The organism is Paenibacillus rhizolycopersici, assembly GCF_014947195.2.
GTDB classification, from domain to species: domain Bacteria; phylum Bacillota; class Bacilli; order Paenibacillales; family Paenibacillaceae; genus Fontibacillus; species Fontibacillus rhizolycopersici.
Genome location: NZ_JADCNN020000018.1, coordinates 76,826 through 100,747 on the forward strand (window position 1 = coordinate 76,826; position 23,922 = coordinate 100,747).

Genomic DNA, 23,922 nt, shown 5'->3' on the forward strand with positions numbered 1-23,922 from the left:
TTTTTTGACGTCTAAGCTCCTTCAACCATATCCCGCTTACGGTATCCCAAATAGCCAACTCCCATCATGGCAATGCTGATTGCCGAGAGCGAAATAAAGGTTGCCGCATCGAACGGATCTACCGGCATCCGAGGGATCCAGCTTTGGACCGCGGTTTTCGAGAACCATTCCGGCAAATCCAAAATGCCGCCAAAGTAGTTTAAAGCAAAGGAATAACCAAGATAAGCATAAACGGCTTTGCCAAGTCTTGGCGCCCAACCTAAAGCCAAAGCGGCAAGTCCGGTAAAGAACAACACGGATGGCAGGAAATTATAGCCTGAGGCAAAGAAATCTCCCATATCCATCGTTGAGCTGTCGCCCATGGCAGAAATGGCCGTTCCGCCAAGTCCGCTTGTAGCCAGCAAAATGCCAATGATTCCGGCAACGATGGCCAAAATGACATTCGTCCAATAGAGCTTAGCCCGCGTCACTTTTGTCGCATAAAGTTGGCTTAAATGCAGCCGCGATTCCTCCGCGAAAAGTTTGTTCACGATGGCGATCGGCAAAATGGAAACCAATCCGATCATGACCATCATAATGGTCCCGGTGAAGGCTTCTTCGATGGAAACGCCGGAAATCGTAAACATTTGGCTCATGATTTCATTGCTTTCAAGGAAGGTCTGCATATCTCCGTAAATCGAACCATAAGCTGCGCCCATGACGACGAAAGCAATCAGCCAACTGATCATTACGCCTTTGTTCAGCTTGGTAAACAAGCCAGGGACGGACAGCAATGATTTTTTTGCCGACTCCCGACCTTCACGTTCGGGTAAAAAACCGGCCCCCATATCCCGACGGCCTTCAAGGACAAAAGCGATGATCACGACAATGATGCTGAAGGCCACGGCCAAAATGAGAGGTACCCAATTGTTCTCCGTAAATGGATAAGTCAGATAAGTCCAACCCATCGGATTGATCATAGAGAAGTCGGCGTTCGACACATCCGTTCCGGCTCGAAAAATATAAAGCAAGCCTACAATCCCGAGCGATGCTCCCGTTGCGGCGGATGAGGTCGGCATAATTTGCGCCATAACCAAGGCAATCACCGCCCCTAGGATCCCTGCCATCCCGATGGATGCGCCAAACAAAAAGGATCCTCCGGCCGAAATGGTGTCTACGCCAAAGCTGGTCATGATTCCGCCAATGACGAGAGCTAGTATCATATTAATAATGACGACTTCGGAAATCACCGCAAAAGAATTGGCTTGTCGACCTACTCGGAAGGAGCGGACAAGCTCCGTGAGTCCCAAATCCTCCTCTTTGCGCGTGTGGCTTACCACATGCAAAGCGGCGATAATCATCGCGAACAAACCGCAGAATAACAACATTTCGTGCGCATACATGGCACCTAAAGTGTAATCCGCCGCGGTCTCAACCGGTGTCGGACCAACCATAGAAATCATCGCCGGATTTTGTAAGGTCTCGTACATTCCCTGCAAGCCTTGCCCTTTTCCGATTTCTTCAAAAGCCGGGATATAAGCAGCCGAAAACAAGCCTAACCCCATAATCCAAACCCCGATTTTTTTCCAATCCCGTTTCAAATATTGAATAAATAAGGTGTCCCAACGTGCAAATTTCTCCTGCATGATCGTATCCTCCGTTCCCGCTCTTAGACTTCGTAATGACGCATGAATAAGTCTTCAAGCGTAGGCGGCACCGATTCGAACTTCTTGACGCCCAATTTTGCCGCTTCGGACAAAATATCATTGATAAATGCATTATCCGCAGAGAAGGTCGCTTGATTCCCGGTTTGCTTGAAATCATGGACCCCGTTAATGGAAGCCATCCGGGCCACATCGCCTTCGGTTACCATCGTGACCGTAGAACGGGTTAAGTGACGCAATTCGTCCAATGTTCCGGTTTCAACCACTTTGCCTTGGCGGATGATCACGACTTTATCGGCTAGTCGTTCCACTTCGCTCAATATATGAGAGGACAGCAAGATGGCTTTTCCTGCTTGTTTGATTTTCTCGACTTCTTCTTGGAAGACTGCTTCCATCAACGGATCCAAACCGGAAGTCGGTTCATCGAAAATATACAAATCGGAATCGACGGACAAAGCCGCAATCAAGCCAACTTTTTGTCGGTTCCCTTTGGAATAGCCCTTTGCCTTCTTCTTAGGATCCAACTCAAAACGCTTAATCAAATAATCGCGCTTATTTTTGTCTCCGCCGCCGTGCAATTTAATAAATAAATCGATGATTTCGCCGCCGGTGAGGCTGCCCCAAAGAGCCACATCTCCCGGAACATAAGAAATTCGTTTATGAATCTCGAGGCTATCGTTCCAAACATCTTTGCCAAAGATGCTAGCCTCTCCGGCGTCACGATTAATGATGCCAAGCAAAGTGCGAATCGTGGTTGATTTCCCCGCACCGTTTGGCCCGATAAAACCAACGACCTCCCCGGCGTTTACCGTGAACGACACGTCACGCAAAGCTTTGAATTTCCCGAATTTTTTTTGCAACCCCTGCACTTTTACAATTTCCGTCATAGCACTAAAACTCCTTCTACTCAGTTTTAGTAACGTGCTTTCCAGTTTAAATACCAAGGATAACTTCGGATAATAAAGAACTAATAATGTTATAATAGTTCATATATTTGCGATAATCCCCTTGTTTTAAACCAAAGTTCATTTACAGATTCAGTTATAAGCCTTTTTATCTACCCAGTCAATTTAAAAAAACGAAATTTAGAACTATAGTTTGTTTGATGATTCATAATATTCGGTATATACTTAATAAGTAGAAAAATTATGAACTAAGAAGACCATAAATATTTTTAATTCAACACGGTTGGAAAGCAGGAATGAGAAATGAACGGTTTTGAAAAGAGGACCCAAAAGAAGAAAAAGCAAGTTTTGGAAGCGGCGTTTAACTTAATGAACTCCGATGACGGGATTGAAAATCTAACGATGGATGAGATCGCGAAACAATCCAATGTCGGTAAAACGACAGTTTTCAAGTATTTTGGAAGCAAAGAAAACTTGATCCACGAGGTTTTTACGTATTTTTTAACCCGAATGGGGGAGGCGGCCCGAGCCATTATGGCCGAAAACAAGCCCTTCGAAGAAACAATCATTGCTATGAGCCTGAACAAAATCAATTATTTAGATAAAATCAATAAGCAATTTTATGTGGATTTAATGGATTATTTTACGAAGAAGGATGATGACGGCTTATCGTTGATCATGCAGCAATATGTCAAGGAGAGCTATAGCATGATGTTGGATTTATTCCATCGCGGGCGTAAAGAAGGCAAGGTGGATCTGAAATATTCGGATGAATTTTTGCTGATTTACTTCCAAGCTTTGGTTGAAGGGATATCCAGCCCGCATATCTACTCGAAGATTCTCCCTTATACCGCCCAATGGACGGAACTGCTGGTCAAAGGCATTGCGCCAAGTCAATAGAATTGAAGAAGATGACTCTGTTCTGAATTGAACAGGGTTCTTTTTTTCATGTTATGACAAGTTGAATGATTGAAAATGATCGATTGTGAATGTATTTGATTGATATTTGTGGAAATTATGATACGATGTTTTTAGTTAGGAGGGGGAATGATGCTAAACGAAGAGAGATATCGCCGGATTCTGCGGCTGCTGCAGGAGAAGGGCATCGTCAAGCTCCAGGAGCTTTGCACGATGCTTGAGGCGTCCGAATCTACCGTGAGGCGCGATCTGCAGGATCTGGAGGAGCGAGGCCAGCTCCGGAGAGTCCATGGCGGCGCGGCGTTGCCAGCATTGTCCGGGGGGCTTGAGCCGGGAATGGCGGAGAAATCAGCCGTAAACCTCCCCCAAAAGCAAAAGATTGCCGAGATGGCGTCCGGTTTAGTACGAAGTGGAGAGGCGATTTATTTAGATGCCGGAACGACGACATTGGCAATGATCCCTTATCTGAAAGGGAAATCTATCACCGTCGTGACGAACGGCTTGCCACAGGCAGATGCGCTGCTGGAGGCCGTTATTCCAAGCTATTTGCTCGGCGGTTTAGCCAAGAAACGCACGAAAGCGCTGGTCGGCAGCTTGGCCTTGGATAACCTGGGAGGGTTCCGTTTTGACCGGTGTTTTCTCGGGGCGAACGGAGTTCATCCTGATGCGGGTTACACGACGCCGGACCCGGAGGAAGCAGCTTTGAAACGCCGTGCGAGTGAGCTCTCCTCGCTAACCTATGTGCTTGCCGATTCCAGTAAAATCGGGCACGTCGCCTTCTCCAAGATCATGGAACTGGATAAGGCGGCACTCATCGCGGAGCAAGTTCCGGAACGTTGGCGCAAGCCGATCGCGGAAATGACAAACCTTATTGGAGGGTAAACACATGAGGATATATACCGTCACCCTAAATCCTTCCATCGACTATATCGTGGAAGTAGACGGCCTGCAGCTTGGCGGATTGAATCGCATGACTCGAGACCTGAAGTTACCCGGCGGGAAAGGCATTAATGTCTCGCGCGTTCTGAAGCGACTTGGGGCGGACACGACCGCCATGGGGTTTCTCGGCGGATTCACCGGTGATTTCATTGAGGGATTTCTGCGGGATGAGGCGATTAACGCCGATTTTGTACGCATCGACGACGGAGATACCCGGATAAATATCAAGCTCAAGCATGGTGAGGAAACGGAGATTAACGGCGGGGGCCCGGCCATTACGGGAGAAGAAGCCAATGCCTTGGTGGAGAAGCTGTCCCTCCTCAGGAAAGGCGACCTCGTTATCTTGGCCGGCAGCCTGCCTCCGTCGCTTCCCGGCGATTTCTATGAGCAGTTGATCCGTAGATGCCGGATGCAAGGAGCCGAATTCGTCATCGACACCACGGGCGAACCGCTGCGCCGGGCACTGGCGTACCAGCCGCTGCTCGCAAAGCCGAACCATCATGAACTAGCCGAGCTGTTTGGCGTGGTTATAGAAACACGAGAACAGTTAATTACTTACGGTCGCCGGTTGCTTGAAGAAGGGGCGCAGCATGTATTAATTTCGATGGCTGGTGAAGGGGCTTTGTTAATCACCGGAAACGAGGTTTATCATGCGAATGTTCCGCCGGGGAAGGTGCGCAACTCTGTGGGCGCCGGCGATTCGATGATCGCCGGTTTCTCGGGAACGCTTGCCATGGGAGGAGACTTGATGGAGGCGTTCCGCGCCGGCGTCGCTTCGGGAAGCGCAACTGCCTTCTCCGACGATTTGGCTGAGCGTGTGCTGATTGATGAATTGCGGGCGAGGGTGAGCATTGTTAAAGTCGAATAAGGAAAAAAATCAAGAACCCCAATCCGAGCTTGGGGTTCTTTCGATTTCCTCAGCTACTTCTTATCTTCAAGGTCCATCGTGGTATAAATGGGCCCAACCGTTTCCGATGACCTGCGGGCGGCGGGGATTGCCATCGCTCTGTTGATATGGCCGAAGCCCATAACCTTGGTTATAGGGAGGATGAGGGGGATGCGGCGGATAAGCCTGCTGTTGCGGATTAGGGAAAGGGGCTGGTTGGTTTTCCTGATGACAGCCCCGCGGCGGGCCGATGATCACCGTTTGATTAAGCGGAGCGAACGCTTCCCGGACCTTGTCGACATCCAGGCAATAGGTATGCGCGAACGCTTCGGGCGGAGTCAGCCGCAGCATATCGGACGCGGGGATAATTTCAGGAATCGGCTGATCGAAAATCGCCAGAAAACGCGTTCCGTCCATGGTCGCGGTATCGTAGTGCCACCACCCCTGCGGGATGCTTGTCGCCTGACCGGGACGGTTCGGATAATGCCGCAGCTCTTTGGTGAACGGGTTGATGATCGAGACGACGACTTCCCCCGACAGGCAGTACACAAGCTCGGAGGCGTTTTGGTGAATATGCATTTCGATGACATTGCCTTTGTCCAGGTATGTGTCCAGAAACGACATATTGCCGAGCGTATTTAACTGATGGATGGACAATTCGTTGATGAAGTTGCGTTGGTCCTTTCTGACCGTCGTGTTCCGGTTGACGTCGAACGAGAACTGTGCGTTGGGTGATGTGAAATCCATGTAAGAAACCGCCATGGTTGTTCCCTGCCTTTCCTACGTATAGGCGCTATCACTTCTACTGATATTTATGTTCGGCTTTGAAATTATATGTACGGGATGGAGCAGGGGATTAGCACAGGTTCACGAGATAGAGCGAATGTGTTCCTTTTTTCACAAAAATCGATTGCTTAAGGAAAGGCCGGTACAGTATAATGATGCGGTAATTTGCGGACCAGCTTCCCATTTACGAAAATACGACAACCAAAAGGAATTGAGAACGACCTATGAAATCAATCGAACAAGAACGGCAAGAACACCGGCCTATCCGTAAAACGGTGAATTTCGTCGAAGCCCTTGCCATCGTTGTCGGCGTCATTATCGGATCTGGGATCTTCCTGAAACCGGGGATCGTGTTAACCCATGCCGGATCTCCATGGATGAGTCTGTTGGCTTGGGTGACGGGGGGCATCATCACGTTGGCTTCGGCTTTATCCGTTGCCGAAATCGCCTCCGCGATTCCCAAATCCGGCGGTTTGTATACGTATCTTGGCGAGCTATACGGTAATATGGTGGGCTTCTTGCTGGGGTGGGTGCAAACGGTGATTTCCTATCCTGCGTCCGTGGCGGCCTTAGCCATCGCGTTCGCCTCGTATTCCGGGTATTTTATCCCGATGAACGGGTTCGAGCAAAAGCTGCTTGCCGTGGCGATCCTTGCTTTTATCCTAGCGATGAACGTGGTCTCCACCAAATATGGCGGCGTCATTCAAACGCTGGCTACGGTTGGCAAATTGATCCCGATCGTCGGCATCATCGGCTTTGGCCTGTTCACCGGCTCGTCGCCGGGATTCTCGGGGGTGCATGGGGCTGCTACCGGCGCGGGCTTTGGCGTAGCAGTATTGGGGACGTTGTGGGCATACGACGGCTGGATCGGCGTGACCAACATGGCGGGAGAAATCAAAAATCCGGCAAAAACGCTGCCCAAAGCGATCTCCATCGGCGTGATTTTCGTTATCTGCGTGTATGTGTTGGTTAACCTGGCGATATTTCAAATCTTGCCTTACGATGCGATCGTCAGTTCCAAAGCTCCCGGCGCGGATGCGGCCGAAGCGTTGTTCGGCAGCGGCGGGGGAATGTTCATTACCGCAGGGATCATCGTCTCCGTGCTTGGCGCACTAAACGGATACCTGATGACGGCGGCGCGGGTTCCGCAGGCTATGGGCGAGAAAGGAGAAATTCCGTTTTCGGCGGTGTTCCGCAAAATCCATCCGAAGTTTCAGACGCCGTCCAATGCGTTGATTTTTCAAGGAGTGCTGGCAGTCGTTTATATCTTCTCTGGGACGTTTGATACGTTAACCGACCTGCTGATCTTCGTGTTGTGGATTTTCTTTACGATGGGCGTGTTTGGCGTGTTTCTGCTGCGGAGGAATGTATCCTCCCCGAAAGGGCAGTATCGCGTGCCGCTGTTCCCTGTGACGCCGCTAGTTGGGATCGTAGGCGGGATATATATCCTGGGGAGCACGATCATTAGCAGCCCGCTCCAATCCTTGATCGGGATTGGGATCACGCTGATCGGACTGCCGATCTACTCCTATATGAAGCGGAAATAGGCGGTTCGCTAGACGAAAACAGGCTTGCCGATGGGCGCCGGCTTAATGGCCGGCGCCCGTTATGTATTGATAGAAATGGACGTCCCACCATTTCCCGAATTTGCGTCCCACTTCTTTGAAACAACCGATGTATTCAAAGCCGAACTTCTCGTGCAGCTTGCGGCTGGCTTCGTTGCCGCCGACCACCCCGCTGATGACGGTGTGATAGCCAAGCGCTGCTGCGCGTTGCAAAATGTCGGCGGTTAGGGCGGAGCCGATGCCTTGGCCGCGGAACTCGGCGGCGAGATACACCGAAAGCTCGGCTGAATGGGCATATGCCGGTTTCGCCCGGAACGGGCTCAGGCAGCAATAACCGGCCACTTTCCCTTGCACCGTCGCCACGATCAGCGGAAACCGCCCGCCGTGGTTGTCGAACCAGACCCTCCGTTGCTTTAGCGTCTGTGCTTCCAAGTCAAACGTGGCCGCGGAGTTCAGCACCGACTCGTTATAAATGGCCAGTAGGTCCGGCAAATCCTCCAGTACAGCCTCTCTGATTTCGGTCACGATGTTTTCCTCTTCCTTCCCTAAAGATAAGTGTAAGGCAACCCTTTATCGTCACAATCATCATATCACTATGATGAGGGGGTGCCTATGTATATGTACTCATTAGGATAACTCCCAAAAAAGCAGCAAAAGTGCAGGCTTTTTCATCGGAATTACCGATTTAGGGCGAAAACCTGCAAAAGTGCAGGAATTTTACCTCGGAAAGGCTAATATCGCGGTAATCACCACAAAAAACTGTATATTTGCAGACATTTGCTCGATTTGAAGAAAAGGCGTTCAAAAAACTGTATTTATGCAGGTTTTTCTTTGCTGGTGTAGGCCCTTCCCCCCTCAAAACCAATAAACGGCGTCGTTATGCAACTCGTATTTTACGACGTGTTTGCCTTCCGCACCTGAAACTGCGGTCAAAACTCCCTTAGCCTTTAACGATTGCAGAGTACGGACGGCGGTCCGATGGTTAAGGGACAGGTGGGTCTCTACGTCCACGGGACGCAGCGGCCGGGCCAGCATGCATGCAAGTCGCAAGATCTCCCGTTCTTGGATCGATTGAGCATCCGCTGGGGAATTCGCCGGCAAATACCGATTGAGCACCATGCGCAGCAAGGTGATGCACAATTCCGGCCGGTTCGCGACGTCATCGTAGGCGAAACAAATCACCTGAAACCCCATCGCGGTCAGAAAAGTTTCCCGATTTAGCTCGTTGCAGTATTTTTGCCTGTCCATGTCCCTGACGTGCGGACCAAACCCTTTGATCTCGATGACCAGCTTCACGGGTCCAGCCAACCATACGAAATCGCAAAAATAAGAGTGCCCTCGCCAATCTACAACCTCATACTCCGGATGCAGGCGATCGAAATTCCCTTGCACCTCCCACCAAACTTTCCGGCAGAATAACTTCTCCGCCTCCCGGTGACCGCGCTCCAGACGCCCTCTGCGCTCTCCCGTCCTCGACTGTAGATGCGCCTGCATAAATGTGGCATGAGCTTGTTCAAACGCCATCTCTGAAACCATGGACCCATCCCTCCCGAAAAATAAGAAAACGCCCCGGTTCCAAATGCATGGATCGGGACGTTCTTCGTCTTAGGTCCATTATACATCGCGTGATGCGGTTTGAACATATCGCAGAACAGCTACCAGGAAACTATTGGCAAAACTAGAAGTCTCCCCGATCGACGTCGTGGACCATGCGGTCGTAAGGTCGGGGGGACGACACCGGATCCCCCGCGGATCGCGGCCTGAACGTCCCGGTGCTCCGCAAAATAACAGGAGCGGGCGGACGTCAGCCGATCGGATCATCCGCCGATTCGTCCCCATATTTTTTCGCATAATGCGAGAGCGCCAGAAGCGGCCAGATATACCGGTAACTATGATAGTGAACGTAAAAATACCCCGGCAGCCCGGCCCCGGTCGGATAGGAGGCGGGCCAGCCGTCTTCGTGCAGCAGTTCGATCAGACGGGCGGAGCCGCGTTCGATTTCGGGCGTTGGCCGGTCGTGCACCGCGATCAGCGCGTCCAGCGCCCACGCCGTCTGTGAGGGCGTGCTGGCGCGGAGCGGCACGTACCGCTTCGCTCGATCGCTGCGGCAGGATTCCCCCCAGCCGCCGTCGGCGTTTTGGATATTTCGCAGCCATTCGGCGCTATTCGCGATGGACGGATGGTCGGCGGGCATGCCTACCGCCATTAATCCCGTTAATGCCGCCCAGGTACCGTAAATGTAGCAGATCCCCCATCGACCGTACCAGGACCCGTCCTCCTGTTGATGGCTTAGCAGCCAGTCTGCCCCACGCGCGACCCAATCGTGACGTACGCCCAACTTGGCGAAATTCCCCAGGTACTCCAGCGTCCGGCCGGTCAGGTCCGCTTCCGATGGATCGGTGGCCGCCGATTTCGCCCCTTCGATGGCCAGCCAGGTAAGCATGACCTTATCGGTATTTTTTTCGAAAGCCGGCCAGCCGCCGTCGGCGTTTTGCATCGACCAGACCCAATTCAGCCCGCGGTTCCACGCGTCGAGGGTAGCGGGATCGTCAGCGTGCAAGGCGTGGAGGGCGCGCAGGACGGCCGTGGTGTCGTCGACGTCGGGGACGAATGTATTCGTCTCCGAGAACCCCCAACCCCCGGGCACGGTACCTGGATTATGAATCTGCCAATCCCCCGGTTTACGATGCTGACGTTCCCTTAAATAATCGGCAGCCCGTCGAACGGCCGGATGGGAAGGCGGGCCGCCGGCTTCCTGCAAGGCATGGGAGATCAGCGCGGTATCCCAGACCGTGGAAGGGGAGTTCTGGATCGTGACGTAGCCGCTTTCGCCAAGGCCGCCGCCGTCCACCGTAAACTTCATGTTAGCTAAACCTTCGACGGCACGCTGGATGACCGGATGCTGTGTTTCATAACCAAGCGCCAGAAAAGCGAAGACCATCAGCACCGTGCAGCTGGCATAGGTGTAAAGCGTCCCGTCGCTTTCGATCCTTTCGAGCAAATATTGCTCGGCTTTATGGATCGAGGCCTGACGAATGCGCCGCGGCGTTCCGACCAAATGGCCTAACGCCGATTGGAACTGCTCAAGCGGTTCCCGGCTCTCGCGGGACTGCGTCAGCGCCTCTTCTTCCGGACCGCGGTCGTCCGAGAACAGCTCGCTCAAATCGGGCGTCCGCACGGACCTGGCGCGGAAATTCCGCTCGGCCATGATCAATAGCGGAACAAGATGAACCCGCGAGTAACCGGAGAAATCATAGAAGTTCAGCGGAAACGCCTCGGGTAACAGCAGGATTTCAATCGGAATCAGCGACAAGGACGAGGGCCAGGCCCTCTGTCCGGTGGCTGCCAGGATCGCTTTTGTAAGCAGGCTCTTCGCCTGTCCGATGCCGCCGCGTTCCAGGATGTACCGCTTCGCCCTTTGCAGCGCTTCGTCTTCCGGTCGGCTGTACCCGGAGAATAGCAGGGCGTAATACGACTCAACCGTGGCGGACAGATGGCCATCGCCGTCGTCTCGGTACCATCGCCAGCAACCTTCCGGCTGCTGGGCGGCCAAGATGCGGTCATGCAACTGCCGGATCAGCTCCTCCCGGTCCGCATTTAACGTGCGAAAGAGGATAATCGTGCATGCATCAAGGGTAATGCCGTTTTCGAAGCAAAACCGCCAAGCGCCATCCGCTTCCTGCCGCTGAATCAATTCCCCGGATAATCGGTGAATCTCCCTCCTTATATCGGCGATGTTGTGCGCCATCCTTGCTCCCTCCTTGTCATCGTCATCCCATTATATGAGAGGAGGAAGAGAGCCATGTGCGGCAACTCAGTAACGATGGTGCGAAGTACCCCCGAGTTCAGGTATAGTAAAGGGAAGAATGGACTTCTACTGAGATCAAGGAACGATACAAAGAGAGGGAAGTTAGCAATGACGACAAGACTCTATTTTGACGATGCTTATTTGACCTGTTGGACGACCCGCGTCAAAGGCAAGCTGGAACGGGAGGACGGCGTTTACGTCGTGTTGGAGGAAAGCGCCTTTTATCCGCACGGGGGAGGGCAGCCGAACGATACGGGGCGAATTGAAGGCATTCCCGTACTGGACGTGATCAGTGAAGGCGATGAAGTGCTGCATAAGGTAGAGCGATTCCCGGGAGAGGGGGAGGTCCGCTGTGAAATCGACTGGGACCGCCGGTTTGATCACATGCAGCAGCATAGCGGGCAACACCTGTTGTCGGCCGTATGCTTAGAGCATGGGGCGATGACGCTAAGCTTCCATCTCGGCGAGGACTACTGCACGATTGACGTAGATCGGACGGAGGTATCGACAGAGCAGCTTGCTGCCATCGAACACGAGGCGAACCGTCATATCTATATGAATCATAAGATTTCCGGCTACTTTGTCACTGAAGAAGAAGCCTCGCGTCTGCCTCTGGTAAAACCGCCGAAGGCGGTAGACCGCGTCCGTATCGTCGAGATGGAGGGCGTGGAATACAACGGTTGCGGAGGAACGCACGTCGCGGCGACCGGCGCGATCGGGATGATTAAGCTGCTGAAGACCGAGAAGCAGAAGGGCCATGTACGGATCTTTTTCAAATGCGGGTACCGGGCTTTAAACGAGTTTCGGGAGCAGCAACAAGTGCTTGGGGCGGTGACCTCCCGATTGAAAACAGGCCGGGACGGCATCCTGGAGCGTCTGGACAAATGGGAGGACGAGCAGAAGGGGCTGCAATCCGAATTGGACGCATTACAAGAAGCCATGGACGAGATTACGGTAGGCCAGCTGTTGGCCAAGCAGGAAGTCGGGCGGATCGCTCACATTTTTGCAGACAAGACGTTAAGAGAGCTGCAGAACCTGGCGCAGAAGCTCACCGCGCAATGTGACGCGGCAGTGTTGCTGGCGACCGAATCCGAGCACAAGGTGGTGCTGGCTCAGAACGGCAGCCATTCGGTGTCCTGTGGCGCATTCTTCAAGGAGCATCTGGCCGCATATGGCGGAAAAGGCGGCGGCAGCGACAAGCTGGCGCAGGCCGGCTTCGGTAGTCGGCCCGAGGCGCTGGCTTTTTACGAGTTTGCCAGACAAGCGTTGTTATAGGGAGAATTGCCGCTGTCAGTGCGGGAACTCTCGTATTAGTCCGATAAAACGATGAGCCGCTGGAGACAGCGGTTCATTTTTCCGCGTACGAATGCTTGAAAAGAACTGGAGGGATTCCTGCTACCTCGGCGCCGTCATTCGCGGCTTCGGTCTCGCATACAACTTCAGCCGGACCCACATCGTATTGATCAGCAGCAGTATGCCGGAGATGACGAACAGGCCTTCGATGCCGATATACCCGGCGAGGAACCCGCCGATCAGCGAGCCCATCATGTTGCCGAGAGCCAGTGTGCTGCTGTTAAAACCGAACGCCCGGCTCTCCATGCCGTCCGGGGTGTAGTACCGGATCAGCGCATTGACACTTGGCAACAGCCCCCCCATGAATACGCCCATCAAAAACCGAACGGCGATCAGCTGCCACACCGTTTGCACGAACGCTTGCGGGATCAGCGTGGCCGCTGCTCCAATGAGACAAAAGGTCAGGATGCGGTGAGCCCCCAGCTTATCGCTGACCTTGCCGAGAACCGGCGAGGTAATCATATTCGAAATCCCCGTCACGGCGCTGACAAAACCGGCCCAGAACGCCACGTCGGCGGTCTGTCCGTGCAGCTTCTCCACGTATAAAGGCAGCAGCGACATCGGGCTCAGCATCGCGAATTGCAGCAGGAACGTCACGGCGAACAACGCGGTCAGCTGAGGCGTTTTGTTCAGCTCCAGGAAGCCCTGCAGCACGGAAGGCTGCGGCGTATGCGACGCTTCCTCGCGGTCGAACTTCTCGCGCACGAACAGAAGCGCCAGCAAGGAGGCGATAAATAACAGCACCCCGGTAATGTAAAAAATCGGCCGAAACCCAATCCACTCCGCCATCAATCCGCCGATCAAGGGCCCCAGAATTGTACCGGCCACGGTGCCGGACTGAATCGTACCCATCGCGAAGCCCATTCGCTCCTTCGGCGCCGTGCCTGAGATCAGCGCCACGGAGGCCGGATTAAAGCCGGAGATGGTCCCGTTCAGCAATCGTAAGCCGAGCAGATGCCAAGGTTGCGTAGCGAAGCCCATCAGCGTAATGACGATGGCCATGCCGAAGCCGGAGCGAAGCAACATGATTTTACGACCGTATTTGTCGGCAAGCTTTCCCCAGATGGGCTGAAAAATAAACGAAGTCGCGAAATTGGCAGCAAAAATCATCCCGGCCCACATTCCGATCGCATGCTCTCCCTGCACGTTCAAATCCCGCGCTAGATACAGCGAGAGAAACGGCGTGATCATCGTCATCCCGGCATTGACCAGAAATTGTCCGAACCAAAGCACAATGAGATTGACCTTCCAGGTGTTCAATGTGCTTTCACTTCCTTTCGCAGGGTCTAAGGATGCTTCTCACTTCACAAAGTGATCCTAGTATATCACTATTGGAAATGCTTGGTCTGAGTCATTCTTCATGGCATCTTCATCCGATTGTCATAGGTTCGCCATGCGTTTGGCCGTTGTGATAGTTGTTACTTACTTTTAAGTAGGGCATAATGTACATTAGAATGTTTATAGTGTAGCTATGATTTTTCATAAAAATGGTTTCTACGAGTATTGGAGGCGTGCAGCTTGGTTTACAACGATCGTTTGATCCGGGCTCTGCGAAAGCAAGAGGTGGATCGTCTTCCGGTTTGGTACATGCGCCAGGCGGGCAGATATGATCCTGATTACCGGAAAATTAAAGAAAAGTACAGCTTATTAGAGATATGCCGGCGGCCGGAGCTGGCGGCAGAAATCACCATGATGCCCGTCCGTAAGCTTGGTGTGGATGCGGCTATTTTGTATTCCGACATTATGAATCCGGTTGCTTCCCTTGGCGTGGAGTTTGATATTGTCAAAAATATCGGGCCGGTTATCGAACAACCGATTCGGACGCTGACGGATGTAGAGCGACTGAAGCCAATCGACGTCCATAAGGATTTATCGCATATTTTGGAGACGATTGCGATTCTGGACAAGGAGCTTGACGTTCCGCTCATTACTTTTGCCGGCGCGCCGTTTACGATCGCTAGCTATTTGATCGAAGGACGGCCGTCCAAGAGCTATATCCACACGAAAGCGTTGATGTACGGCGAACCGGTAACCTGGTTTAAGCTGATGGACAAGCTGGGCGATATGGTCATCGCTTATCTGCGAGCCCATGTAGAAAGTGGAGGCAAAGCGCTCCAACTGTTTGACAGTTGGGTGGGCGCACTTGCTCCAAACGATTTTCAGCGGTATGTACTCCCGACGATCACCCGTATTTTTACCGAACTTCGCGATTTGGATGTACCGAAAATTTATTTTCCCGGCGTAAGCTCAGGAGAGCTGCTTCCAACGTTGACCGATATCGCTGCCGACGCGGTAGGGCTCGATTGGCGCGTATCCATCGCGGAAGGACGACGTCGGACGAATGGAAAGTTCGCGATGCAGGGCAACTTGGATCCCTACATTTTGACCGCGCCGATGGAGGTCATTAAGCAGCAGGCCAAAGCAATTATCGACGACGGCTTAACGGCCCCGGGATTTGTGTTTAACTTGGGTCACGGCTTGTTTCCTGAGGCTTCCATCGACAAGCTGCGCGAGCTAACGGAATTCGTACATGCGTATTCCGCCGAAGCGATCCTGCATCAATCAACGCCGCGTACGTAATGCTAAACCACATACATGAGTGCAACTCAATTATCGACTAGAGGTGAACTGGAATCGTGAAATCGAAAATCGGAGTGTTGGTGATGTCTTACGGGACGCCGCAAAGCTTGGACCAGGTTGAAGCGTATTATACGCATATCCGGCGTGGCCATCCCCCAACTGCGGAACAGCTCCAGGAGCTGGTCGGCCGATATGAGGCGATCGTAGGGGGAGTGTTTCCGCTGCGCGCCAATACGGACAAGCAAGTCGCCGCATTGCAGGAAACGCTGAACCGCATGGCCGCGGGCAAAGATACGGAGTTCGTTTGTTATCAAGGGCTTAAGCATGCCCATCCGTTTATAGAGGACGGCGTGGCACAAATGGCGAAGGACGGCATCCGAGAAGCGGTTGGAATCGTGCTTGCGCCGCATTATTCCGTCATGAGCATCGGCGGTTACGTCAAGCGAGCGGAGGCGAAGGCGCAAGAGCTAGGAGTTTCGATGCGCTTCGTGGAGAGCTATCATTTACATCCAAAGCTGATCGAGGCTTTTGCCGCTCGGGTGTCCGCCAAGCTCGACCAATTTGAGGAAGCCGGCGCACTGCGCGATCAGGTTCGAGTGCTGTTCAGCGCCCACAGCTTGCCGGAAAAAATCCTGCAAATGGGCGATCCCTATCGCGACCAATTGCTGGAGACGTCCCAGGCCGTGGCGGACAAAGTTGGCGTGACCAACTGGCAGTTCACTTGGCAAAGCGCGGGCCGTACGGCGGATCCGTGGCTGGGGCCGGATATTTTAGATACGTTAAAAGACTTGAGCGAAGAACAAGTGGAGGATGTGCTGGTCGCTCCCGTCGGGTTCGTATCGGACCATCTGGAAGTGCTGTACGATCTAGACATCGAAGCCAAAACGATCGCGAAAGAATTGGATATGCGACTGGAACGGATCGAATCGCTGAACACCGAACCTTTATACATGGAGGCGCTCGGCGACGTCATTATCAAATCTTGGGAAATGAGATGAGAGGACATGCGTGATTCTTCACGTCAGGTTGTCATTATCGGCGGGGGGCTAACCGGGCTGTCCGCAGCCTTTTACGTTCGCAAGTTCTATTCGGAGAGGGGCTTAACCCCGCAAATTACGCTGCTGGAGAAAGGCAACACCCTTGGCGGCAAAATCGAAACGCTCGAGAAGGACAATTTCGTCATTGAGAAAGGTCCGGATTCTTTCCTGGCCCGCAAGACGGCCATGACCGATCTGGCGAAGGAGCTGGGGCTGGAAGACGAGCTTGTCTCAATGAACCCGGACGCCAAGAAGACGTACATCGTCAGTGAAGGCAAGCTGCATCCGATGCCTTCGGGGCTGGTGTTAGGCATCCCGACAGAGCTTGGCCCCTTCCTGCGCAGCGGACTCGTTTCCTGGAGTGGCAAAGCCCGGGCGATGCTGGACCTGGTGATGCCGCCGCGGCAAAGCGAGGAGGACGAATCGCTTGGTATGTTCATCGAACGCCGGCTGGGTTCCGAGGTGCTGCAGAACGTAACCGAGCCGTTGCTCGCGGGGATCTATGCGGGCGATACCTACAAGCTCAGCTTGCAGTCGACCTTCCCGCAATTCGGAGAGGTGGAGCGGGCTTACGGAAGTTTGATCAAGGGCATGATGACCGGCAAGAAGCCGGTGGAAACGCACACAGGCACGAAGCGCAGTGCGTTCCTGACGTTCCGCAAAGGCTTGCAGTCGTTGGTGAACGGACTGGTGTCATCGTTGTCGGATGTAGATTGCCGCTTGGAGACCGAAGCGGTGGAAATCCGCCGTACGGGACCGGAAGCGTACGAAGTTGTGCTTGCGTCAGGCGAAGGGCTGGCGGCAGACGATGTGATCGTCACCGTTCCAGCGTTCACCGCCGCGGAGTTGCTACGTCCACATGTCGATGTGACCGCGCTGGATACGATCAACTACGTGTCCGTTGCTAACGTCGTTATGGCTTTTGATCGCAAAGATGTTACTGGCTTGTTTGATGGATCGGGTTTCTTGGTACCACGCAAGGAAGGCCTGAATATTACCGCCTGCACGTGGACCGGCATCAAGTGGCTGCATACGAGCCCGGACGACAAAATGCTGTTGCGCTGCTACGTTGGCCGTTCCGGCGATGAGGAGAAGGCGTTTCTGCCCGAGGAGGAGCTGACGGAGCTCGTGTTAGAGGATCTGAAACGGTTAATGAATATCACGGCCCGGCCGTTGTTCACGGAAATTACTCGGTTGCCGAAATCGATGCCGCAGTATCCGGTTGGACATCTGCAGCAGGTTGCGGAGTTAACCCGCCAACTGAAGGGATCGCTCCCTGGCGTATATGCAACCGGAGCGGCGTTTTACGGCGTTGGCCTGCCTGACTGCATCAAGCAGGCGAAGGAGCTGGCGGAGCAGATGGCCGATCACTTGAAGGTCGCCCAGGCTTAAAGTGGAGCCGACTGTGTGACCCAACCCAACTTAGGACTTCTTGACCCCTTGCCCGCAAAATAGGTGAGGGGTTCTATTTATTTTCGGATACCTGATATAATAAAATCAAACGGTCAGCTTTTGATCACGAAGCGTATTCAGAGAGGTGGATTCGGCGGTGCTCAAAACCTGACATCGAAGGTTCACTGAAAAGATAGATCGAAGTAAAAAGGAGTCCGTCATGTATCCACCGAGGTCGGAAAAAAACAAAAAGAAGCAGCAGGAAAAAAGACGGCGTCAAAACCGGCTCTGGCTCCTGCTTAACATGACTCTCATCACTTTAATTTTCGTGCTGGGAGCTTACTTTTATTTGGAAGAACGAACCGGGCAGGCCGTTCCGGAGGCGGGAACGGGGCAGTTGCCCGGCGTTTCGGGTGAAACTGTACCGGACGACGGCGATTCAAGAGCCGAGGAAACGCCAATTCCACAGTCGGAGGACGACAGTGCTGCACCAACGGGGACGGAGAAAGGGAACGGTACGGATCACTCCGAAGCGGGGGACACCACGCCCGGAGAAGGGGATGGAGATGCACCCGACGGAGGCGAGGTTGGCATAGCCAATCCGCCATCCGGCACTGGTTCGGGCAAGGAGAATGGCGGCGATGCGGAGCAGCTGCTGATTCATTTTGCGGGGGACACGATTTTTTCCGGGAAGGTTGAGGAGCGGCTGGAGAAAGCAGGATACGATTCTCCGTACAAATACGTGCGGGGGTTGTTCCAGAACGACGATTTAAGCGTATTGAATCTGGAGACGCCGGTGACTTCCGGCGGAAACCCTGCGGTTGATAAGACCTTTGTCTTCAAGTCGCCGCCGAAGGCGATTGGACCGATGGCCCAGGCCGGCGTGGACGCGGTCAATTTGGCGAACAACCATGTATTGGACCAAGGCGTGTCCGGTCTTCAGGATACGATGAAAGCCCTGCGGCAACACAACGTGTTGTATGTCGGCGCGGGCAAGAACAGCAAAGAAGCTTACGCCCCGGTCTATCTCGAACGCAAAGGCATCAAGATCGCCTTGTTCGGATTCAGCCGGGTAGTGCCGGAGCCGGGATGGGTTGCCGGAAAGAACAAACCGGGAGTCGCCTCGGCGTACGCGCCGGAAGCTGCAGTGAACGCCATTAAGGCGGCGCGCAAGAATGCCGATCTGGTGCTTGTCATGACCCATTGGGGCAAAGAGCGGACCACCAAGCTGGAAGAACATCAGCAGGGTTTGGCCCACGCGTTTATCGATGCCGGTGCTGACCTGGTCATTGGCGGCCATCCTCATGTAATGCAGGGGCTGGAGCAATACAAAGGCAAGTGGATTGCCTATAGCACGGGCAACTTTATTTTTACGAAATCGAAGGACCCGAAGACGTGGGAGACCGCGGTATTTGCGGCTTCCTGTACACGCAGCGGGGATTGTAAGCTCAAGCTGATCCCTTATCTTACCGAGTTGGGCCAGCCCGTGCCGATGAGCCCTCAAGACGGAAGCCAGTTGCTGAAGGAGATCCAGAGCTTCTCGCCGGGAGTGCGGATTTCTGAGGATGGCGAAGTGAGCACTTCCCGGATCGGCAGGACGAAAGAGCCCGGATTAACGCTGCTGGCGGATCATCGCGCGTAAGGAAAGGATCGTTTCCGTTAGGAGGGAGGCGAGGGATTGCGTAACCCATGTGTCGCCCATCGCGGTTTCTCCGGGATCGCCCCGGAGAACACGATGGCCGCGGTCCAACTGGCTATGGAGCAGAAGGATGTCCGTTGGATCGAAGTTGATGTACAATGTTCAAAGGACGGCGTGCCTTTGTTGATTCATGATTTTACCTTAAACCGTACGACAAACGGTCGGGGGCCGGTCAAGGACAAGACGTTGGCGGAGCTGCAGGCGCTGGATGCCGGCAGTTGGAAAGCTAAGGCTTACCGTGGGGAACGTTTGCCTAGCCTGGATGAGTTTCTGGACACGATCGCCGGACGGCTGCGCGCCAATCTGGAAATCAAGACGGAAGGGAATAGGTACCCCGGCTTGGAGGAAAAGGTGATCTCCGCCGTCAAGCGTCGGCATATGGAACACGAGGTCGTGCTGACTTCGTTTGAGCCGCGGATCCTGGCGAAAATCAAGGAGATTGGCCGCGGCATCCGCACGGGTCTGATTATTGACCGGCAGCCGAAGGATTTGCTGCTGCGGCTGAAGCTGTTGCATTGTTCTTTTTTATCGATACATTATCGCGCATTAACCGCAGAGCTAGCCGAGAAAGCATTCAAGCACGGCATCGACGTGATGGCATGGACGATGGACGATGTGAGGTCTCTGCGGAAAACGGCGGCGCTGCACCCCGACATTCTGCTTTGCACAAACCGGCCGGATGTATGGCGTGAGGCGATCGGCAGCGGGAAAACGAATCATGTGATTGTGAAACCACAATCCCCAGGAGGAGAAGATGACGATGAACAAATTGATCGCTAATGTGTATTGTGTTGGGCGGAATTATCGGGCACATGCCGAGGAGCTCGGCAACGAGGTGCCAACTGAGCCGATGATCTTCCTGAAACCGTCGCATGCGGTGACGACGATGGACGGCCGGGGCCTTGAGCTTCCGGCGGACCGCGGTTCGGTGCATTATGAAGCCGAGTTAGTGCTGCGTATCGCCCGTGATTATAAGCCGGGGATAACGGTCGACGAATTGGTGGACGTGATCGCGTTTGGAATCGACTTCACGCTTCGCGACGTGCAGAACATCGTCAAAGACAAGGGCAATCCGTGGACACCGGCCAAAGGTTTCCTCCAGTCGGCGCCAATCACGCCTTATCTTGCCTTCCCTGGCGCGGCGGAAACGGCAAACGAAGATTTTGTGCTGCGCAAGAACGGAGAGGTTGTGCAACGCGGCAACATCAGTCGGATGATCTTCCCGCTGCAGCAAATCGTCGATTATATCGCCGAGCATTACGGTCTGGGCGAAGGGGATTTGATTTTTACCGGAACGCCTGAAGGGGTGGGCCCGGTTGTTCAAGGAGATAAGCTGGAGTTGTCCTATGGCTCCCAGGTGCTGGGAAGCTGCACGGTAGCTTCCGGCCCGGCGGCAAAATGAATTTCGATTGGATCATTGGGGCGCTTGGCGCCCTAATCGTGTCTGGAGCGGCTTACAAGAAGAAATCGTTATCCCTCTCCGGCATGCTGGCCGCATTCGTCATGGGGACCGTATATTACGGGGCCGGCAATTTGTTCTGGTTTGGTATTTTGCTGTTGTTTTTCGTCAGCTCTTCGGCTTTCTCGCATTTTCGCGGGGACCGTAAGGCCGAGCTGGAGAAATCCTATGCCAAAAGCGGACGTCGGGACGCCGGCCAGGTGTTGGCGAACGGCGGTCTGGGCATGTTGGCCTGTCTCGGCAACCTGTTCTGGCCAGATCCGGCGTGGGCGTATTTTTTCGTCGGGACGATGGCCGCGGTGACCGCGGATACATGGGCGACGGAATGGGGCGGGCTCAGCAAACGCGAGCCGCGTTCCATCTTAAACGGCCGCCGGGTTCCTCCGGGAACGTCGGGCGGGGTGACGCTGCTGGGGAGTACCGCAGCGCTGGCCGGTGCGGCGTGCATCGGCGGCGCCGCTTGGCTGCTCCGACTGTGGACCGGAGACGATGCGTATAACGAAGTTGTTCCCGCGCTGTTCGCGCTGGTGAAATGGGGGTTGATCGGCGGGGTTTCCGGATTGGTTGGGGCTTTCGCCGATTCCTGGCTAGGCGCGACCATCCAGGACATGCAGCGCTGTACCGTGTGCGGCAAAGAGGTCGAGGTGGCGGTACATTGTGACCAAGCTACCGTCCATTTGCGGGGTTACCGTTGGATGGATAATGATATGGTGAATTTACTCAGTTCTCTGGCAGCCGGGTTCGTGGCGTGGGGAATCGGGATGATAGGATAAAGTAGGGGTTAGCGAATGAACATACTGACGGTGGAACATCTGACGAAAACCTATGGGGAGAAAGTGCTGTTTCAGGACGCTTCCTTCGGCATGGATGAAAACGATAAAATCGGCGTGATCGGCGTCAACGGAACAGGGAAATCTACGTTTCTGAAGGTGATTGCCGGCATGGAACAAGCCGATTCCGGCAAGGTTGCGATCAATCGGGACGTACGGGTGACGTTTCTGACGCAAAATCCGGAGTTTGCCCCGGACATTTCCGTGCTGCGCGGCGTCTTCCAGGGCGGCGGGTCCGAGCTGCAGGTCGTGTCGGCTTATATGGAGGCCGAGGAAGCATTGGAACGAGAGCCGGGAGATGCCGGACGTCAAGCGGAGTTGGCGCGTCTGTCCCAGGAGATGGACCGACTGCAAACGTGGACCCTGGTCAGCGAGGCCAAGAGCGTTCTGTCCAAGCTAGGCATCACCGACTTCGCCCAGAATATGGGCAGCTTGTCCGGGGGCCAACGCAAGCGCGTGGCGTTGGCTTCAGCGTTAATCCTTCCCTCTGAGCTGCTGATCATGGACGAGCCCACCAACCATATCGACAATGATTCCGTCGCCTGGTTGGAGACGTATTTGCAGAAACGGCGCGGGGCGCTGCTGCTTATTACGCATGACCGTTATTTTCTGGATCGCGTCTGCAACGTCATGCTGGAGCTGGATCACGGCCGGCTGTTCCGTTATGAGGCGAATTACAGCCGTTTCCTGGAGCTGAAGAGCGAACGCGAGGAGCGTGAAGCCGCGTCCGAACAGAAGCGGCAAAATCTGCTGCGGACTGAGCTCGCCTGGATCCGCCGCGGAGCCAAAGCCCGCTCGACGAAGCAAAAAGCGCGGATCGAAAGGTTCGAGCAACTGCAGTCGGCGAAGACGGAATATAAGAACGACAATCTCGAAATCTCGGTTGCCTCCACGCGGCTGGGCCGCAAAATCCTGGAAATCGACGGGCTGCGCAAGTCGATCGAAGGCCGGGTGCTGATCGGGGAGCTGACGTATACGGCGGTGCCGGGGGACCGCGTCGGCATCGTGGGACCTAACGGCAGCGGGAAATCGACGCTGCTGAACATGATTGCCGGACGGATTGAGCCGGATCGCGGCGAAATCGTGCTTGGGCAGACGGTGAAGCTGGGTTATTTTACCCAGGAACATCAGGAAATGGACAGCCAGCAGCGAGTAATCGAATATATCAAGGATGAGGCGGAGGTTGTCACGACGGCGGACGGCTCACGGATTACCGCGGCGCAAATGCTGGAGCGGTTCCTGTTCTCGCCGGACATGCAGTGGACGCCGATCGGTAAACTGTCGGGGGGAGAGAAGCGGCGGTTATATCTGCTGCGCGTGCTGATGGGCTCTCCAAACGTGTTGCTGCTGGACGAACCGACGAACGACCTCGACATCCAGACGCTGACGGTACTGGAAGCGTATTTGGATGAATTCCCCGGCGCGGTGTTTGTCGTCTCCCATGACCGCTATTTCCTCGACCGGACCGTAGACAAGATCATGGCGTTTGAGGGAGGCGGGGTGGTCGCCGTGCACGTGGGCGACTACAGCGAATATGAGGAGCGGTTGCAGGCGGGTGGCGTCGGGAAAGGGAATGTAAGTGGACAAACCGCCTCGGATTCCCGGAAACAAGGCAACGACCGGACTGACCAGAGCGACGGCGGAGCCCAAACTCCATCCGGCAGCCGGGGTCCGGGTCGCGGAGAGAAGCTGAAGTTTAGCTATAACGAACAGCGCGAGTACGAGACGATCGATGCGACCATCGAAGCGGCCGAGCTGCGTCTTGCGACGATTTCCGAGGGAATGGAGTCCGCCGCGAGCGACGCCGTCCGTCTGCAGGAGCTAATGCAGCAGCAGCAGGAAGCGGAAGCCGAGCTGGAACGCCTGATGGAGCGCTGGACGTATCTGAACGAGCTGGCGGAGAAGATCGAAGCCCAGCGGAACTTGTGAAGCACGGCTGAGGTGAGGATGAGTCCGAGGCCTGTTTTTTTCAGCCGCAGCCTGAATGAACCAAATACAACCGCTGGTCGGATGAAATGTTGTAATCTCAAAATGCAACCTTTTGGGGTTTAGCGCTCCAATCTATGAATCTATGATATAATCGAGACCTGCAAACTCTTCGCCTGGCGAAGAGTCTTTCTTT

General features: G+C 54.2%; 20 protein-coding genes. 13 read left to right on the plus strand and 7 right to left on the minus strand.

Annotation, left to right across the window (positions count from 1 at the left end; translation table 11 throughout):
• Positions 1-11 precede the first annotated feature (11 nt).
• Complete coding sequence (locus IM700_RS17465) at positions 12-1,625, minus strand: ABC transporter permease (RefSeq protein ID WP_193418412.1); 1,614 nt, start codon at positions 1,623-1,625, stop codon at positions 12-14.
• Between the two features lie 23 nt (positions 1,626-1,648).
• Positions 1,649-2,530 (minus strand): ABC transporter ATP-binding protein, encoded by an 882-nt coding sequence (locus IM700_RS17470; protein ID WP_193418410.1) that lies wholly within the window; start codon positions 2,528-2,530, stop codon positions 1,649-1,651.
• Between the two features lie 321 nt (positions 2,531-2,851).
• On the opposite strand from IM700_RS17470, the gene IM700_RS17475 reads away from it, so the two are divergent.
• The 3 genes from IM700_RS17475 to pfkB all read left to right on the plus strand — a co-directional run bounded on the left by IM700_RS17475 (position 2,852) and on the right by pfkB (position 5,273).
• Complete coding sequence (locus IM700_RS17475; RefSeq protein WP_193418408.1) at positions 2,852-3,448, plus strand: TetR/AcrR family transcriptional regulator; 597 nt, start codon at positions 2,852-2,854, stop codon at positions 3,446-3,448.
• A gap of 150 nt (positions 3,449-3,598) precedes the next feature.
• Complete coding sequence (locus tag IM700_RS17480) at positions 3,599-4,348, plus strand: DeoR/GlpR family DNA-binding transcription regulator (RefSeq protein WP_193418477.1); 750 nt, start codon at positions 3,599-3,601, stop codon at positions 4,346-4,348.
• 4 nt (positions 4,349-4,352) lie between these two features.
• Positions 4,353-5,273: a 1-phosphofructokinase gene (gene pfkB / locus IM700_RS17485; RefSeq protein WP_193418406.1), complete on the plus strand. Its 921-nt coding sequence runs from the start codon at positions 4,353-4,355 to the stop codon at positions 5,271-5,273.
• 66 nt (positions 5,274-5,339) lie between these two features.
• On the opposite strand, the gene IM700_RS17490 is transcribed toward pfkB, so the two are convergent.
• On the minus strand, positions 5,340-6,053 hold the full coding sequence (locus tag IM700_RS17490; RefSeq protein ID WP_193418404.1) for a cupin domain-containing protein: 714 nt from the start codon (positions 6,051-6,053) through the stop codon (positions 5,340-5,342).
• Between the two features lie 248 nt (positions 6,054-6,301).
• On the opposite strand from IM700_RS17490, the gene IM700_RS17495 reads away from it, so the two are divergent.
• The gene (locus IM700_RS17495) at positions 6,302-7,624 is read left to right on the plus strand and encodes an APC family permease (protein ID WP_193418402.1); all 1,323 of its coding nucleotides are present in this window, start codon (positions 6,302-6,304) and stop codon (positions 7,622-7,624) included.
• 42 nt (positions 7,625-7,666) lie between these two features.
• Here IM700_RS17495 and IM700_RS17500 read toward each other — a convergent pair whose 3' ends face one another.
• From IM700_RS17500 to shc, 3 genes are all read right to left on the minus strand, one after another.
• The gene (locus IM700_RS17500; RefSeq protein ID WP_193418400.1) at positions 7,667-8,167 is read right to left on the minus strand and encodes a GNAT family N-acetyltransferase; all 501 of its coding nucleotides are present in this window, start codon (positions 8,165-8,167) and stop codon (positions 7,667-7,669) included.
• A 330-nt stretch (positions 8,168-8,497) separates the two neighbouring features.
• On the minus strand, positions 8,498-9,166 hold the full coding sequence (locus IM700_RS17505) for a DUF559 domain-containing protein (protein WP_193418474.1): 669 nt from the start codon (positions 9,164-9,166) through the stop codon (positions 8,498-8,500).
• 280 nt (positions 9,167-9,446) lie between these two features.
• The gene (shc, locus tag IM700_RS17510; protein WP_193418398.1) at positions 9,447-11,390 is read right to left on the minus strand and encodes a squalene--hopene cyclase; all 1,944 of its coding nucleotides are present in this window, start codon (positions 11,388-11,390) and stop codon (positions 9,447-9,449) included.
• A 168-nt stretch (positions 11,391-11,558) separates the two neighbouring features.
• Here shc and IM700_RS17515 point away from each other — a divergent pair, with 168 nt between their 5' ends.
• Complete coding sequence (locus tag IM700_RS17515) at positions 11,559-12,725, plus strand: alanyl-tRNA editing protein (RefSeq protein ID WP_193418396.1); 1,167 nt, start codon at positions 11,559-11,561, stop codon at positions 12,723-12,725.
• Between the two features lie 120 nt (positions 12,726-12,845).
• On the opposite strand, the gene IM700_RS17520 is transcribed toward IM700_RS17515, so the two are convergent.
• Positions 12,846-14,063 carry an MFS transporter gene (locus tag IM700_RS17520; RefSeq protein WP_193418394.1) on the minus strand — a complete coding sequence of 406 codons (1,218 nt, stop codon included), beginning with the start codon at positions 14,061-14,063 and terminating at the stop codon, positions 12,846-12,848.
• A 258-nt stretch (positions 14,064-14,321) separates the two neighbouring features.
• On the opposite strand from IM700_RS17520, the gene hemE reads away from it, so the two are divergent.
• The 8 genes from hemE to IM700_RS17560 all read left to right on the plus strand — a co-directional run bounded on the left by hemE (position 14,322) and on the right by IM700_RS17560 (position 23,729).
• Positions 14,322-15,383 carry a uroporphyrinogen decarboxylase gene (gene hemE / locus IM700_RS17525; RefSeq protein ID WP_193418392.1) on the plus strand — a complete coding sequence of 354 codons (1,062 nt, stop codon included), beginning with the start codon at positions 14,322-14,324 and terminating at the stop codon, positions 15,381-15,383.
• Positions 15,384-15,439: 56 nt separating this feature from the next.
• On the plus strand, positions 15,440-16,381 hold the full coding sequence (gene hemH / locus IM700_RS17530) for a ferrochelatase (protein ID WP_193418390.1): 942 nt from the start codon (positions 15,440-15,442) through the stop codon (positions 16,379-16,381).
• Positions 16,382-16,387: 6 nt separating this feature from the next.
• Complete coding sequence (gene hemG, locus IM700_RS17535) at positions 16,388-17,812, plus strand: protoporphyrinogen oxidase (protein WP_193418388.1); 1,425 nt, start codon at positions 16,388-16,390, stop codon at positions 17,810-17,812.
• Positions 17,813-18,032: 220 nt separating this feature from the next.
• Positions 18,033-19,454, plus strand: a complete 1,422-nt coding sequence (locus IM700_RS17540; RefSeq protein ID WP_193418386.1) for a CapA family protein — start codon at positions 18,033-18,035, stop codon at positions 19,452-19,454.
• A gap of 36 nt (positions 19,455-19,490) precedes the next feature.
• The gene (locus IM700_RS17545; RefSeq protein ID WP_239484005.1) at positions 19,491-20,291 is read left to right on the plus strand and encodes a glycerophosphodiester phosphodiesterase; all 801 of its coding nucleotides are present in this window, start codon (positions 19,491-19,493) and stop codon (positions 20,289-20,291) included.
• A complete protein-coding gene (locus IM700_RS17550; protein ID WP_155605013.1) occupies positions 20,272-20,913 on the plus strand; it encodes a fumarylacetoacetate hydrolase family protein in 642 nt (213 codons plus the stop codon). The genes IM700_RS17545 and IM700_RS17550 overlap by 20 nt, the downstream gene beginning before the upstream one ends.
• Positions 20,910-21,743 (plus strand): DUF92 domain-containing protein, encoded by an 834-nt coding sequence (locus IM700_RS17555; RefSeq protein ID WP_193418384.1) that lies wholly within the window; start codon positions 20,910-20,912, stop codon positions 21,741-21,743. The genes IM700_RS17550 and IM700_RS17555 overlap by 4 nt, the downstream gene beginning before the upstream one ends.
• 15 nt (positions 21,744-21,758) lie before the next feature.
• On the plus strand, positions 21,759-23,729 hold the full coding sequence (locus IM700_RS17560) for an ABC-F family ATP-binding cassette domain-containing protein (RefSeq protein ID WP_193418382.1): 1,971 nt from the start codon (positions 21,759-21,761) through the stop codon (positions 23,727-23,729).
• Positions 23,730-23,922 lie beyond the last annotated feature (193 nt).

Bases quoted from the DNA above. Each gene is read 5' to 3' on its own strand.
- IM700_RS17465 (WP_193418412.1), bottom strand. From the start codon at position 1,625: ATGCAGGAGAAATTTGCACGTTGGGACACCTTATTTATTCAATATTTG.
- IM700_RS17470 (WP_193418410.1), bottom strand. From the start codon at position 2,530: ATGACGGAAATTGTAAAAGTGCAGGGGTTGCAAAAAAAATTCGGGAAA.
- IM700_RS17475 (WP_193418408.1), top strand. From the start codon at position 2,852: ATGAACGGTTTTGAAAAGAGGACCCAAAAGAAGAAAAAGCAAGTTTTG.
- IM700_RS17480 (WP_193418477.1), top strand. From the start codon at position 3,599: ATGCTAAACGAAGAGAGATATCGCCGGATTCTGCGGCTGCTGCAGGAG.
- pfkB (WP_193418406.1), top strand. From the start codon at position 4,353: ATGAGGATATATACCGTCACCCTAAATCCTTCCATCGACTATATCGTG.
- IM700_RS17490 (WP_193418404.1), bottom strand. From the start codon at position 6,053: ATGGCGGTTTCTTACATGGATTTCACATCACCCAACGCACAGTTCTCG.
- IM700_RS17495 (WP_193418402.1), top strand. From the start codon at position 6,302: ATGAAATCAATCGAACAAGAACGGCAAGAACACCGGCCTATCCGTAAA.
- IM700_RS17505 (WP_193418474.1), bottom strand. From the start codon at position 9,166: ATGGCGTTTGAACAAGCTCATGCCACATTTATGCAGGCGCATCTACAG.
- shc (WP_193418398.1), bottom strand. From the start codon at position 11,390: ATGGCGCACAACATCGCCGATATAAGGAGGGAGATTCACCGATTATCC.
- IM700_RS17515 (WP_193418396.1), top strand. From the start codon at position 11,559: ATGACGACAAGACTCTATTTTGACGATGCTTATTTGACCTGTTGGACG.
- hemG (WP_193418388.1), top strand. From the start codon at position 16,388: ATGCGTGATTCTTCACGTCAGGTTGTCATTATCGGCGGGGGGCTAACC.
- IM700_RS17540 (WP_193418386.1), top strand. From the start codon at position 18,033: ATGTATCCACCGAGGTCGGAAAAAAACAAAAAGAAGCAGCAGGAAAAA.
- IM700_RS17550 (WP_155605013.1), top strand. From the start codon at position 20,272: ATGAACAAATTGATCGCTAATGTGTATTGTGTTGGGCGGAATTATCGG.
- IM700_RS17555 (WP_193418384.1), top strand. From the start codon at position 20,910: ATGAATTTCGATTGGATCATTGGGGCGCTTGGCGCCCTAATCGTGTCT.
- IM700_RS17560 (WP_193418382.1), top strand. From the start codon at position 21,759: ATGAACATACTGACGGTGGAACATCTGACGAAAACCTATGGGGAGAAA.